12 protein-coding genes and 1 pseudogene are annotated in these 13622 nt (G+C 64.1%); 9 read left to right on the top strand and 4 right to left on the bottom strand.

Annotated elements, in window-relative coordinates:
- Positions 1-7 precede the first annotated feature (7 nt).
- Positions 8-1327, bottom strand: a complete 1320-nt coding sequence (locus CKW35_RS04085) for a Na+/H+ antiporter family protein (RefSeq protein WP_016487421.1) — start codon at positions 1325-1327, stop codon at positions 8-10.
- A 221-nt stretch (positions 1328-1548) separates the two neighbouring features.
- On the opposite strand from CKW35_RS04085, the pseudogene CKW35_RS28820 reads away from it, so the two are divergent.
- The 8 genes and pseudogenes from CKW35_RS28820 to CKW35_RS04040 all read left to right on the top strand — a co-directional run.
- Positions 1549-2835 (top strand): annotated as a pseudogene (locus tag CKW35_RS28820) (HAMP domain-containing protein); the annotation flags it as partial.
- A 102-nt stretch (positions 2836-2937) separates the two neighbouring features.
- Positions 2938-3693: a methyl-accepting chemotaxis protein gene (locus CKW35_RS28815; protein ID WP_371855220.1), complete on the top strand. Its 756-nt coding sequence runs from the start codon at positions 2938-2940 to the stop codon at positions 3691-3693.
- Between the two features lie 96 nt (positions 3694-3789).
- Positions 3790-4806 carry an ABC transporter substrate-binding protein gene (locus CKW35_RS04070; RefSeq protein ID WP_095115167.1) on the top strand — a complete coding sequence of 339 codons (1017 nt, stop codon included), beginning with the start codon at positions 3790-3792 and terminating at the stop codon, positions 4804-4806.
- Complete coding sequence (locus tag CKW35_RS04065; protein ID WP_023048698.1) at positions 4803-5651, top strand: proline/glycine betaine ABC transporter permease; 849 nt, start codon at positions 4803-4805, stop codon at positions 5649-5651. The genes CKW35_RS04070 and CKW35_RS04065 overlap by 4 nt, the downstream gene beginning before the upstream one ends.
- 90 nt (positions 5652-5741) lie before the next feature.
- Positions 5742-6605 carry a LysR family transcriptional regulator gene (locus CKW35_RS04060; protein ID WP_095115165.1) on the top strand — a complete coding sequence of 288 codons (864 nt, stop codon included), beginning with the start codon at positions 5742-5744 and terminating at the stop codon, positions 6603-6605.
- A gap of 223 nt (positions 6606-6828) precedes the next feature.
- Positions 6829-7746: an AEC family transporter gene (locus tag CKW35_RS04050; protein WP_095115161.1), complete on the top strand. Its 918-nt coding sequence runs from the start codon at positions 6829-6831 to the stop codon at positions 7744-7746.
- Between the two features lie 34 nt (positions 7747-7780).
- A complete protein-coding gene (locus tag CKW35_RS04045) occupies positions 7781-8392 on the top strand; it encodes a cell wall hydrolase (protein ID WP_016487427.1) in 612 nt (203 codons plus the stop codon).
- 206 nt (positions 8393-8598) lie between these two features.
- Positions 8599-9450, top strand: coding sequence for a CAP domain-containing protein (locus tag CKW35_RS04040; protein ID WP_060518254.1), 852 nt, complete (start codon positions 8599-8601; stop codon positions 9448-9450).
- A 15-nt stretch (positions 9451-9465) separates the two neighbouring features.
- Here CKW35_RS04040 and CKW35_RS04035 read toward each other — a convergent pair whose 3' ends face one another.
- A complete protein-coding gene (locus tag CKW35_RS04035) occupies positions 9466-10440 on the bottom strand; it encodes a GlxA family transcriptional regulator (RefSeq protein ID WP_016487429.1) in 975 nt (324 codons plus the stop codon).
- A gap of 105 nt (positions 10441-10545) precedes the next feature.
- Between CKW35_RS04035 and CKW35_RS04030 the strand changes: the two genes are divergently transcribed.
- A complete protein-coding gene (locus CKW35_RS04030) occupies positions 10546-11157 on the top strand; it encodes a LysE family translocator (RefSeq protein WP_023048309.1) in 612 nt (203 codons plus the stop codon).
- Positions 11158-11342: 185 nt separating this feature from the next.
- Here CKW35_RS04030 and CKW35_RS04025 read toward each other — a convergent pair whose 3' ends face one another.
- The gene (locus CKW35_RS04025) at positions 11343-12542 is read right to left on the bottom strand and encodes an MFS transporter (RefSeq protein WP_070086538.1); all 1200 of its coding nucleotides are present in this window, start codon (positions 12540-12542) and stop codon (positions 11343-11345) included.
- Positions 12543-12647: 105 nt separating this feature from the next.
- Positions 12648-13553 carry a LysR family transcriptional regulator gene (locus tag CKW35_RS04020; protein WP_016487432.1) on the bottom strand — a complete coding sequence of 302 codons (906 nt, stop codon included), beginning with the start codon at positions 13551-13553 and terminating at the stop codon, positions 12648-12650.
- Positions 13554-13622 lie beyond the last annotated feature (69 nt).

Genomic DNA, 13622 nt, shown 5'->3' with positions numbered 1-13622 from the left:
CCTCCCCTTACAGCGTCATCGCTGCCAACCACCCAAACGCCAGCAATGGCAGGTTGTAGTGGATGAAGGTCGGTACCACGGTGTCCCAGATATGGTGGTGCTGACCATCTACGTTCAGGCCCGAGGTCGGCCCCAAAGTCGAGTCAGAGGCCGGCGAGCCTGCGTCCCCCAAGGCACCGGCAGTACCGACGATGCACACGGTGGCCAGCGGGTCGAAGCCCAGTTGCACGCACAGCGGCACAAAGATCGCGGCCAGGATTGGCACCGTGGAGAACGACGAGCCGATGCCCATGGTCACCAGCAGCCCGACCAGCAACATCATCAGGGCACCGATGCCCTTGCTGTGGTCGATCCACCGGGCGGAGGTTTCCACCAGGCTCTGCACCTCACCGGTGGCCTTCATGACGTCAGCAAAACCCGAGGCGGCAATCATGATGAAGCCGATCATGGCCATCATCTTCATGCCTTCGGTAAACAGGCCGTCAGTGTCCTTCCATTTGACGATGCCTGACAGCGAGAAAATCAGAAAACCGACCATGGCGCCGATGATCATCGAGTCCAGCAGCAACTGGACGATGAACGCGGCGGCGATTGCCAGCCCGGCCACCAGCAGTGTCAGCGGGTTGTACTGCACGCTCACCTGCTCCACCTGCTCAATGCGCGCCAGGTCGTAGTCACGCTTCTTGCGGTAGCTGATAAACACCGCCAGGAGCAGGCCGACCAGCATGCCAGCAGCGGGGATGGCCATGGCGTGGGTGACGTTGACACCGCTCACGTCGACACCGGCGCGCGCGACGTTGGCCAGCAGGATTTCATTGAGGAATATGTTGCCGAAGCCCACTGGCAAGAACATGTACGGGGTAATCAGGCCGAAGGTGATCACGCAGGCGATCAGCCGGCGGTCGATGCGCAGGCGGGTCAGTACATACAACAACGGCGGCACCAGCAGCGGAATGAACGCAATGTGGATGGGCAGGATGTTCTGCGACGACACCGCCACCACCAGCATCAGGCCGATCATCAGCCATTTGACCTTGCCGCCATTGGTGTGCCCCTGGCGATCGATCATGGCCAGTGCACGGTCAGCCAAGGCATGGGCCAGGCCCGACTTGGCAATGGCCACGGCAAAAGCGCCCAGCAGAGCGTAGGACAAGGCAACCGTGGCACCACCGCCCAAGCCACCGTTGAACGCCTTTAACGTGCCCTCGATGCCCAGGCCGCCCACCAGCCCACCGACCAGGGCACCGATGATCAGGGCGATGACCACGTGCACGCGGGACAGGCTGAGTATCAGCATGATGCCGACCGCGGCGATCACTGCATTCATGGTTGGCTTACCTCATTACGACAGAAAAAAGCGCGCACTCTGAAGCAGTAGGCTGCAGATGTCAAAAGCGCCATGTTGCGGCACATTACGCAGCGGGGCTGGATTTAAATTGAATGTTTGAATAAAGAAAAAACGCGGTGGGCCGATAACGTGTTGCGCTGGGGGTGCCTGACCCAGCCTGAAAGCCAAAACCCTTAGAGCCCGGAAAAGGGATCCGCCCCATGCCTTTGCGCCAACTTTCCATCCAGTGGAAGATCACCCTGCTCGCCGGCCTCTGCCTGGCCGGCATCGTCACCTTGCTCGTCGGCCTGTCGTTATATCGCATGGACCACAGCTCGGACCTGGTCAAGGCCAGCAGCATGCAGATGCTGACCGAAGCGGCGCAATCGCGCATCGAGTCACAGGGTGAGGTGCAGGCGCTGAACATCCGTCGTCAGTTCATGGACGCCTACCAGTACGGCGCCGGCTTCGCCCGCCAGGTGCTGTTCCTGCGCGAACAGGCAGAAAAGCGCTACCTTGACGCCTTTGACCTGCGCGAAGACATGACACGCCAAGTGCGCACCGCCCTGCAGGCCAACCCCGACCTGCTCGGCCTGTCGCTGGTGTTCGAGCCCAACGCGCTGGACAACAAAGACAGCCTGTTCGCCGGCAAGGCGGAGCTTGGCAGCAACGAAACCGGGCGCTTTGCCCTGTACTGGTCGCAGCCGCGCCCCGGCCAGCTGACCGCCATGGCGCTGCCTGAACAGGACATGGCCAACACCGAGATCGGCCCCAGCGGCCAGCCCGCCAACACCTGGTGGGTCTGCCCGCGTACCACTGGCAAGGTGTGCGTGGTAGAGCCCTACTTCTATGACATCAATGGCCAGCAAGTGCTGATGACCAGCATCGTCTTCCCGCTGGTGGTCAACGGCAAGACCCTTGCCACGCTGTCCATCGACATCAACCTCAACAGCCTGCAGGCCCTGAGCCAGGAGGCCAGCCGCAGCCTGTACGAGGGCCGCACCACGGTCGGTATCCTCAGCCCGGTCGGCCTGCTGGCAGGCTATAGCGCCGATGCCAGCAAGCTGGCCCAGCGCTTCGACCAGGTAGACAAGGCCAAGGGCGCCGAGCTGGTACGCAAGCTGGCCGATGGCAAGATGACCATCCTGCACGACCAGCAGCGCCTGAAGGTGATGGCCGCGTTCCGGCCGATCCCCGACGCGCAACCCTGGGGCGTGCTGCTGGATGTGCCGGAAAACGCACTGACCGGGCCTGCCGAAAAACTGAAGCAGGAACTGGACGCGCTCAACACCAGCGGTACCCTGCTGGAGCTGGGCCTGGGGCTGGCGGCAGCCATTGCCGGCCTGCTGATGGTGTGGTTGATGGCCCGCGGCGTTACCCGGCCGATCCTCGGCGTAGCCGCAATGCTCAAGGACATTGCCAGCGGCGAAGGCGACCTGACCCGCCGCCTGACTTATCAGAAGCAGGACGAACTGGGCGAACTGGCCGGCTGGTTCAACCGGTTCCTCGACAAGCTGCAGCCAACCATCGCCGAGGTCAAACGCTCGGTGCAGGCTGCCCGTGGCACCGCCGACCAGTCTTCGGCAATTGCCACGCAAACCAGCGCCGGCATGGAGCAGCAATACCGCCAGGTTGACCAGGTGGCCACGGCCTCGCACGAAATGAGCGCTACCGCCCAGGACGTGGCACGCAGCGCTTCCCAGGCCGCCCAGGCCGCCCGCGATGCCGACCAGGCCACCCGCGAAGGCCTGGCAGTCATCGACCGCACCACCCAACGCATCGATGCCCTGGCCGCCGACATGAGCAACGCCATGGCCGAAGTCGAAGGCCTGGCGCAGAACAGCGAGAAGATCGGTTCGGTGCTGGAAGTGATCCGCTCGATTGCCGAACAGACCAACCTGCTGGCGCTGAACGCCGCCATCGAGGCCGCCCGCGCGGGTGAAGCCGGCCGTGGCTTTGCCGTGGTTGCCGATGAAGTACGCAACCTGGCCCGACGCACCCAGGAGTCGGTGGAAGAAACCCGCCAGGTGATCGAGGCCTTGCAGGACGGCACCCGCGAAGTGGTCGGTGCCATGGACAACAGCCACCGTCAGGCCCAGGTCGGGGTCGAACAGGTTAGCCAGGCCGTGACTGCGTTGCAGCGTATCGGCCAGGCGGTGACGGTCATTACCGACATGAACCTGCAAATAGCCTCGGCCGCCGAGGAGCAAAGCGCGGTGGCCGAAGAGATCAACAGCAACGTGGCAACGATCCGCGATGTCACCGAATCGCTGTCGGGGCAGGCCAACGAGTCGGCGCGTGTCAGCCAGTCCTTGAACAGCCTCGCCAACCAGCAGCAGGCGCTGATGGACCAGTTCCGCGTTTGAGTAAACGGGGCCGCCCCAAGCAGCCCTGCCCTGCGCCAACACCTCGTCGTCTACACTTGCCCCCACCCCCAAGGCGCGGTAAACGACGAGGTCTGGATGAACAAGTTTTCAACGCTGCTGGCCGGCATGCTGCTGGCCGTAGGCCTGGCCAGCACCGACAGTGCTGTATCGGCAGAGCAACCCTCCCCCATCCACTTTGGTGCCATAAGCTGGGAAAGCGGCGCCCTCACCACCGAAATTTTGCGGCTGATTGCGGAACGCGGCTATGGCTACGCCACCGACACCCTGCCCGGCAGCACCGTCAGCATGGAAGTGGCCTTGGCCCGCAACGACCTCCAGGTGATCGCCGAAGAGTGGGCCGGGCGCAGCCCTGCGTGGGTCAAGGCGGAACAGGAAGGCCAGGTTTTCGCACTGGGCAACACGGTCAAAAATGCAGAAGAAGGCTGGTGGGTACCCGCGTACGTGATCGAGGGCGACGCTGTTCGCAAGCTGAAGCCTTTGGCGCCCGAACTGCGCAGCGTCGATGACCTCAAGCGCTACCCACAGGTATTTCGTGACCCCGAGTCACCCGACAAGGGCCGTTTTTTGAACAGCCCCAGCGGCTGGACATCGGAAACGGTCAACAGCCAGAAACTCAAGGCGTATGGCCTGGATGAGCTGTACACGAACTTTCGCAGTGGCTCCGGTGCGGCGATGGACGCCGAAATCGCCTCCGCCATCCGCCGTGGCCAGCCGGTGCTGTTCTACTACTGGAACCCGACCCCGCTGATGGGGCGATACAAACTCATCCGCTTGCAAGAACCACCGTTCGATGCCCAGGCCTGGGCCACCCTGACAGATGCCGGCAACCCTAACCCAAAGGGCAGCCGCTCACTGCCGGCGAAACTGTCCATCGGCGTATCCAAGGCCTTCCGTGATGGCTACCCGGACCTGGTGACGGTGTTCGAGCAGGTCGACCTGCCGATCGATCGGCTCAACAAGGCGCTGGCCGTCATGAGTGAAAAGCGCCCGCCACCGCGCGAGGCCGCACTCGCCTTCCTGCGTGACAATCGCGATGTGTGGAAAGCCTGGCTGCCCGCAGACGTCGCCGACAAGGTCGAGGGCAGCCTGTGAGCAACGGCTTTCCCCAAGCGCTGCAGTTTTCTTTCGCTGAAAGCGTAAACAGGCTGGTCGACTGGCTGGTACTCAATTACGGCGATCAGTTGCGCGCGGTTTCAGACCAGCTGCTGCAACTGCTGGTCGGCCTGGAGAACCTGCTGCGCCTGCTGCCCTGGTGGCTGTTGTTGCTGCTGGTTGGCCTGCTTGCCTGGCACGCCAGCCGCAGCCTGCTGCGCAGCGCGGTACTGGTGGCGCTGCTGGCGCTGATTGGCATGCTCGGGCTGTGGGACAAGCTGCTGCAAACCTTGGCCTTGGTACTGGTGAGCACCGGTTTGTGCGTGCTGGTGGGCGTGCCGCTGGGCATACTGCTCGCGTCCCGGCCACTGGCCAGGCGGCTACTGTTACCCGTGCTGGATGTGATGCAGACGCTGCCGGCCTTCGTTTACCTGATCCCGGTGCTGATGCTGTTCGGCCTGGGCAAGGTCCCTGCCGTGTTCGCCACGCTGATCTACGCCCTGCCGCCACTGGTGCGGCTGACCGAACTGGGCCTGAGCCAGATCGACCCTTCGCTGCTGCAGGCCGCACACGGCCTGGGGGCCAGCCGCTGGCAGCGGTTACGGCGCATTGCGCTGCCACTGGCGCTGCCAAGCATCATGGCTGGGCTCAACCAGTCGGTAATGATGGCCTTGTCGATGGTGGTGGTGGCATCGATGATCGGTGCCCGCGGTTTGGGTGAGGATGTGCTGGCGGGAATCCAGACCCTGAACGTCGGCCAGGGTGTGGAGGCCGGCCTGGCGATCGTCGCCTTGGCCATGGTGATCGACCGGATCAGCCAAGCGTATGGGCGTATTGCGCGCTGAACAAGGTTGCCTGTCGCGGCCCTGGCTTGCCGGCGACAGGGCCGGGCCTGACAATACTGCCCTGTCAGCTTGTAACCGGACCGCTTCCGCATGTCTCTCAAAGCCCTGCGCACCCTGGTAACCATCGCCCGCCACGGCACCTTTGCCCGCGCAGCCGACTTGCTCAGCCTTACCCCTTCGGCGGTGAGCCTGCACATCAAAACCCTTGAAGACGAGTTAAAGGTCCCCCTGTTCGACCGCAGCCGCAGGCAGGTGGTGCTGACCGAAGCAGGCCAACTGGCAGTCGCCCGCGCCGAGAGCATTCTGGCTGCCTACGACGAACTGGCCGACGCCCTGGCCAGCGGCCCGAGCCTGCGCGGCCGCCTGCGCCTGGGCGCGATCCACACCGTACTGGCGCGGCGCCTGCCCAAGGCGCTGGTGTGGATCAAGGCCCACTACCCGCAGCTGCATATCAGCGTGGCCTCGGGCATGTCGGCGGAGCTGGCACGTCGGGTGGAGGACGGTGAACTGGACGCGGCCATCACCACTGAGCCCGTCAGCCCGTACCCACAGAGCCTGGATTTCACACCACTGTTCGAGGACCGCTTCTGGGCCATCGCCAGCCCCGAACTGGCCGGCCGTAGCGTACGAGAACTGCTTGCCAGTCAACCCTTCCTGCGCTTCGACAAGCGCGCCTGGGCCGGGCGACAGATCGAGCAGGAGCTCCGTCGCCAGCATTTGCAGGTGAGCGAGCAGATGGAACTGGACAGCCAGGAGGCCCTGGCCAGCATGGCCGTCATGGGCCTGGGTGTGGCGATCATTCCCATGGCAGACGACGACCTGAACCGCTTGCCGCCAGCCACCTGCCTGCCGTTTGGCGAACCGCAACTGACCCGGCGGGTGGTGTTGCTGGAGCATGAGAAAAGCCAACGGCGGCATTTGAGTGCGGTGTTGAAGACTGCGCTTGAAGCTTGAGAATGCAGGGGCTGCTTTGCAGCCCAATCGCGACGCAAGGCCGCTCCCACAGGGTCCGTGCTGCACTCAACCCTGTGGGAGCGGCCTTGCGTCGCGATTGGGGCGCAAAGCGCCCCCCTGCGAAACATGCATTTATTCTCAACAGTCAGTGCAGAAAACAACGGTTTTACAAACCATTTCGCACCCGTAGTCTGTGCCCGTACCCGACCACGGAACGTCGACCATGCTTCAATTGCTGCTGACCACCCTGCTACCCATCATCCTGCTGATTACCCTGGGTACCTTCCTGCGCCTGCGCGGCTTTCTGGCCGAAAGCTTCTGGCCCGGCGCTGAGCGCCTGAGCTACTACGTACTGCTACCTTCGCTGTTCCTGCACGGCCTGGCCACCGCCAACCTCGACGGCGTACCGGTGATGGGCATGGTCGGTGTGCTGATGCTCTCGACCTTGGCCGGCGCCGTGCTGCTGGTGCTGTACCAAGGCGCGATCAACCACGATGGCGCTGACTTTACCTCGGTCTTCCAGGGCGGTATCCGCTTCAACAACTACATCGGTGCCACCCTGGCCGCCGGCCTCTACGGCAGCGCCGGCATCGCCCTTGCAGCGGTGGCCAATGCCGCCATCGTGCCCTTGGTCAACCTGCTCTGCGTGCTGGTGTTCGCCCGTTTCAGCGCCCGCCACAGTTCACCGACCACGGTGCTACGGGCAATCTTCGCCAACCCGTTGATCGTCGGCTGTGCCGGCGGCCTGCTGCTGCGGGTGACGGGCCTGGGCTTGCCGCCAGGCATCGAACCCACCGTCAAGGCGCTGGGCCAGGCGGCGCTACCGATGGGGCTGTTGTGTGTGGGCGCAGCGCTGGGTGGGGCCAGCCTGGGCCAGCAGGTGCGCCCGCTGATGGCAGCGTCGGCGTTCAAATTCCTGGTCATGCCCTTGACCACCTGGGGGCTGTGCCGCGTGCTGGGCCTGAGTGGCCAGGCCGCGGTGGTGGCGGTGCTGTTCCAGGCCCTACCCACTGCCTCGTCCTCCTATGTAATGGCCAGGCAGATGGGTGGCAACGCCCCCCTGATGGCCACCATCATTGCCCTGCAGACCGTAGCTGCCGCGGCCACCCTGCCTTTGGTATTAATGCTTACGCTTGGCTAGACTGGCAATCAGCCCCCCTTTCGGAAGCACTGCCATGCGCGCTACCTGGATAGTGATTGGCTTGACCTTGGCCCTGATCGCAGGCCCCTTGCATGCGGCCGACACGGCAAAGGCCGCAGTGGCCGAAGGCAAGGCCGAAGTGCTGGAAGAAAAGGTGGCCAACGATGCACCACCTCCGAAAAAAACGGAAAAACTGACCTCAAGCGAAGCCCAGGCAGTCGACCCGGCCGGCCAGGCGCCGCTGGACGACAGCCTCACCTGCCTGGCACGCACCATCTACTGGGAAGCCAAGGGCGCCGATGCGCAAGACATGTCAGCCGTGGCCAGTGTTGTGATCAATCGCCTGGGCCATGATGGCTTCCCCGATACCATCTGCGGCGTGGTCAAGCAGGGCGTGGAAACCAAGGCCTGCCAGTTTTCCTGGTGGTGCGACGGGCGCCCTGACCAGGTCGAGGAAGCGCAACGCTACGCTGTGGCCAAAGAAATTGCACGCAAGGCGCTCAACCAGCAATTGAAAGACCCTACCGGCGGTGCGCTGTACTTCCACGACCGCACGGTGCACCCCGACTGGGCCAAGGCTTACCGCAAGACTGCGCAGACCACGCACTTCCTGTTCTACAGGCCGAACCAGGCGTTGGCCCGGTGATGCGTACACAGCCGAACGCGCTAGCTCGATACGAATGATTAGCAACTCATCGCACTTTTCCGGCGACCATTGGTCTACTCCCTCTTATGCCGCCAGCAGCGATTGCCGGCGCCGTCATTGCTTTACACCCGCTAGGGCCAAAAGCCCCAGGCTTGTGTAGGATGAGCAGCGCATACCACGACGCTGCCAGTCATAGGGAGATCCACATGCGCGTCCTGTCATCCGTTGCCGCCTTGTCGCTGGGCTTGGTCATGTCGACCGGGGCACTGGCTGTCACCGGCGAAGAGGCGCAACTGATCGAGTCGATCAATGTCTACCGCAGCAAGGCCCAGCCCTGCGGTGGTGAGGCGTCGCTGGAGCTGCCCCCGCTCAACAGCGACACCCGCCTGGCGTTGTCGCCAGAGGGCACCCGCGACCTGCAGCAGGCCATGACCCGCGCCGCCTACCCCATGGTCAATGTCCAGGCCATCAGCCTGTCGGGGCCACGCGATGCACGTGCGGCCATGCGTGCCATCGAAGAAAGCTTCTGCCAAGTGGTGCTCGACCCGCAGTTCGTCGATATCGGCGTCAGCCAGGAGGGCCGCGACTGGCGCATCGTGCTGGCCCGGCCGCTGCTCAGTGGCCGCCTGGGCGACTGGCAGGCCGAGGGGCAGAAGGTATTGCAAGAAATCAACGCGGCGCGCAAGGTACCGCGCCAATGCGGCGGCCAGCCGTTCGCCGCAGCCCCCGCGTTGAGCTGGAGCACAGTGCTGGCCGGGGTGGCTGCCAACCACACGCGGGCCATGGCCAACCAGAACTTCTTCGACCACATCGACAAGGATGGCCGCACGCCCGGTGACCGGGCCGAGCTGGCAGGCTACCTTTACCAGCAAGTCGGGGAAAATATCGCAGCCGGGCGTGACACCGCGCACAAGGTGGTTGATGGCTGGCTGGAGAGCCCGGGGCATTGCGCCACGCTGATGAACCCGGAATTCCGTGAGCTGGGTGCCGCCTATGCCGTGGACCCGAAAAGCGATGCCGGGATCTACTGGACCGGCTTGTTCGGCACACCGCAGTGAATGCTGCGCCGGGTTTCAGCCTGGATGATTGGCTGTCCGCAACGCCACGGCCGTGCAGCCAAACCGCCGCCGGACGCATTTACCCAGGTAACTGGCATCGCCCAGCCCCACCTCATCGGCAATCTGCGCCAGGCTGTGGCTGGAGTTGAGCAAGCGCCAGCGCGCCTGCTGCAGGCGCATTTCCAGCCACCAGGCCTTGGCGCTCATGCCGTGGCTGGCCTGGAACTGCCGGTCCAGCTGGCGCCGGCTGATACCCAGTTCAGCAGCCAGTTGCTCCACCGCCAGTGGGTTGCCCAAATGGTGGCGCATCAGGGCTTGTGCCCGCTGTACCTGGCGCCCCTGGCCCACGCCCGGCTCCAGCGAGCGCAAGGCATGACGGCTGTCGCGGGTTTCGTCCACCAGCATGTCGGCCAGCCCTTTAAGCGCCCGGGTTCGCCCACAGGACAGTGACAACAGTGCCACTGCCAGGTCAATGGCCGCCGTGCCGCCAGCGCAGGTGATACGGCCTGCATCTATGCAATACAGTTGATCGCGCAGCACCTGCACCTGTGGGAACGCTGCTCGGAACTCGGCTTCGTGACGCCAGTGCACGACCACCTTGTGCCCCCTGAGCAAACCGCACGCAGCCAACAGGAAGGCGCCATTGTCGACCCCCACCAACTTGACCCCGGCTTTGCCGGCTTGCCTTAGCAAGGCTTGGTAGTGCGGCGCCAATGCAGCCGTTGCCATGGCGTTGCGCCCGCCGAACACCACCAGATAGTCGAAACTGGCCAGATCGAGCTGGTCGGCCCTCGCCTCGACCTGCACCACCGCACCGCTGCTCGACGGCACCGGGTCGAGGGTGAGCCCTGCCACGCTCCAGCTGCAATAGCGCTGCTGGCTGTAGTCTTCGTCGTCGGCGCTGAAACGCAATTTGTCGAGAAAACCACCGAATGGCAGCAGGGCAAAATCCGGTAACGGCAGGATTAGCAGGCGGATATCAGGCAGCATGGCATTGCGTCCAGAAACGACTATTCAATGTCCAGATCATACCCTTGCTGATGGGGCTGTGCGCCTTAGACTGCCAGCCTCCCAGTCACCAAGGTTACAAGCATCATGGCACTCGACACCTGGCTCATCTACCTGCTGGCCAGCATCGGCCTGTCACTGACACCCGGCCCGAACAGCCTGCTGGCCCTGACCCATGGCGCCCTGTATGGTGCCCGCCGCACGTTGTTTACCATTGTTGGCGGCGTGTTCGGTTTCAGCGCGCTGATCGCCTTGGCCATGTTTGGCCTGAGCGCCTTGCTGCAGACGTCGGCCGCCGTGTTGAGCGTGCTCAAATGGGTGGGCGGCGCCTACCTGGTCTGGCTGGGTATCCAGCTGTGGCGTAGCCCTGGTTTGCACCTGGAGTTGACCGACCGCAGTGCACGCCTTGGCAATGCAGGTTTGTTCCGCCAAGGCTTGTTGTCGGCCATGGCCAACCCCAAGGTGCTGCTGTTCTATGGCGCCTTCCTGCCGCAGTTCATCGACCCGCAGCGCGGGCTGATGCTGCAGTTCGTGGTGATGGCGGCGACCTTTGCCAGCGTCGAGTTTCTGGTCGAGTACCTGCTGGCGCGCCTGGCGTTTCGCATCCGGCCGTGGCTGGCCAAGGGGGGTAAAGGTTTCAACCGCTGCTGCGGCAGCCTGTTTGCCGTGATTGGCGTGGCGCTGCCGCTTGCTCGATAGCCCCTGAACATGGCGGCTGCCCTTTCATCGAGCAGAACATGACTCATTGACTTTGCAGGCGCGCTGTGGGAGCGGGCTTGCCCCGCGAACACCGGCAAAGCCGGTGCCATGCACCGCGGGGCCCCCTTCGCGGGACAAGCCCGCTCCCACAAAGTGGACTGCCCCCCACAAGGACCGCACACCGTTCATGCCCGGGGCGCCTTGGCCAGAAAGGTGATCAATGCCACACCCGGCAATCCCGCCCCCACCAGCGCGATGCCCTGCCAACCAAACTGGGAAAACAGCGCACTGGCCACTGCCGACCCCAGCGCCCCGCCCACGAAGATGCTGGTCATGTACACCGCATTCAGCCGCCCGCGGCTCGCCGGGTCCAGTGCATACACTTCGCGCTGGCCGATGACCATGTTCATCTGCACCGCAAAGTCCAGCAGCACGCCAGTCAGGCCCAGGCCGATCACGCTGTAGCCCGGCACCGTCAACCCGAGCAACAACGCCGCCGGCGCCAGCAGCAGCGCAAGCAGCGAGCCGGCCCGCGCATGCCCGGCGTCTGCCAGGCGGCCAGCCAAGGGGGCGGCAACGGCACCCACCGCGCCCACGAGGGCGAACACGGCAATCTGGGTCTGCGACAGGCCATGCTCACCCGCCAGCGCCATTGGCACCGCGGTCCAGTAAAGGCTGAATGCCGCGAACATCAGTGCCTGGTACAACGAGCGCTGACGCAGCAGCGGATAGCGGCGCAACAATGTGAGCAACGACAGCATCAATCCGGCATAGCTGGCTTTGTGCTCGGGTCGCCGCTGCGGCAGGGTCAGGGCCAGCAGCAAAATGATCGCCAGCATCACCCCGGCTGCGCCAATGAACACCGCGCGCCAGCCGAAATGGTCGGCCACCAGGCTGGACAACGGCCGCGCCAGCAGGATACCCAGCAACAACCCGCCCATGATGTTACCGACTACCCGACCACGCTGCTGCTCCGGCGCCAGGTGCGCCGCCAGCGGAATGAGCATTTGCACCGCCACCGAACTGAAGCCGATCAACAAGGCATAGCCCAGAAACAGCAGGCCCTGGCCGCTGCTGCTGGTCCCCGCCAGCAGCAGGCTGACACAGGCCAGCACAGCAGTGGCGACCATCAGGCGGCGGTTTTCCAGCAGGTCAGCCAGCGGGACCAGCAACAGCAGGCCCAAGGCATAACCCAGCTGGGTCAGTGAAACGATCAGGCTGGCATGCTCGGTGGACAGCCCCAGGTCCGGAGCGATCAGACCGACGATGGGCTGGGCGTAGTAGATGTTGGCGACGATCGCGCCGCAGCAGAACGCCAGCAGCACTACCAGCGCACGGCTGAGGCCGGTGGTTGCGGGCTGCCCGGCGGCAAGGGAGGGATTCATGCGAGGTTCCTGGACAAGGGATGGAATATGCCGGCTACCTTAACCAGCCATGCCAGTGCCGAGAATCCGGTTGTAGCGCAACGCGCTTTTGCGCACCGCGCAACGCTAGTTATGCTGACCTGACAAACTTTCGCAAAAATCGATGAATGCTTTCACCCGCCGCGAACCACGGTGGTTGGGCAAGTAAAGGGCATTGATGTTGTCATTGGCCGTGCCAGGGCTGGCTCGCCAGTCAGGGAACAGCCGCAGCAGGCGCCCGGCCAGCACATCCTCGCGCACCAGCCAGTCGGCCAGCAGCGCGATGCCACTGCCCGCCAGTGCGGTTTCGCGCAACATGTCGGCGTTGGCGCTGCGCAACGGCCCGGTAACGTCCAGTTCCAGGCTGTCCTGACCTCTCACCAGGCGCCAGGGCCGCGCTTTTTGCCCGTAACGAAAGCGCAGGCAGGCATGCTCAAGCAGCTGCCGGGGGTGCTGCAGGGTGTCGCGCCCGGCCAGGTAAGCCGGGCTGGCCACCAACCAACGCTCGAAGCGCCCGAGCTGGCGACAGACCAGTTCGTCGTTGGGCGAGGGGTCGCCCAGGCGAATCGACAAGTCGTAACGCCCGTCCAGCAGGTCATCCAGGCGGTCGCTGAGATCGATGTCCAGCTCAAGCGCAGGGTGTCGCGCCAGAAACGCCCCCAGGTGCGGCGCGATCACCCGCCTGCCGAACTCCACCGGCAGGCACAGGCGCAATACGCCGACAGGCTGCTCGCCACGGTCGGCAACACTGGCATCGGCCTCGTCCAAGGCTTCGAAAATACCCCGCGCACGCTCATAGTAGCGGGCGCCAGCTTCGGTCAGGCTGACCTGGCGAGTCGAGCGGTTGAGCAACGTGGCGCCCAGCGCCGTTTCCAGGGCGTCGACCAGCCGCGTTACCGACGAAGTGGCCAGCCCAAGCCTGCGCGCAGCGGCAGAAAAGCCCTGTGCATCAACGGTGGCCACGAACATCTTCATCGCCAGGAATTTGTCCATTTGCTGCCTGTTTTCCAAATCTCAGCAAGTTCTTACAAACAGCCGAGCGGGTCAAGACGCATGATGGCT

The sequence above is a fragment of the Pseudomonas sp. Irchel 3F3 genome (assembly GCF_900187545.1).
Taxonomy (GTDB): domain Bacteria; phylum Pseudomonadota; class Gammaproteobacteria; order Pseudomonadales; family Pseudomonadaceae; genus Aquipseudomonas; species Aquipseudomonas fortuita.
This window is presented reverse-complemented; position numbering and strand designations above follow the sequence as displayed.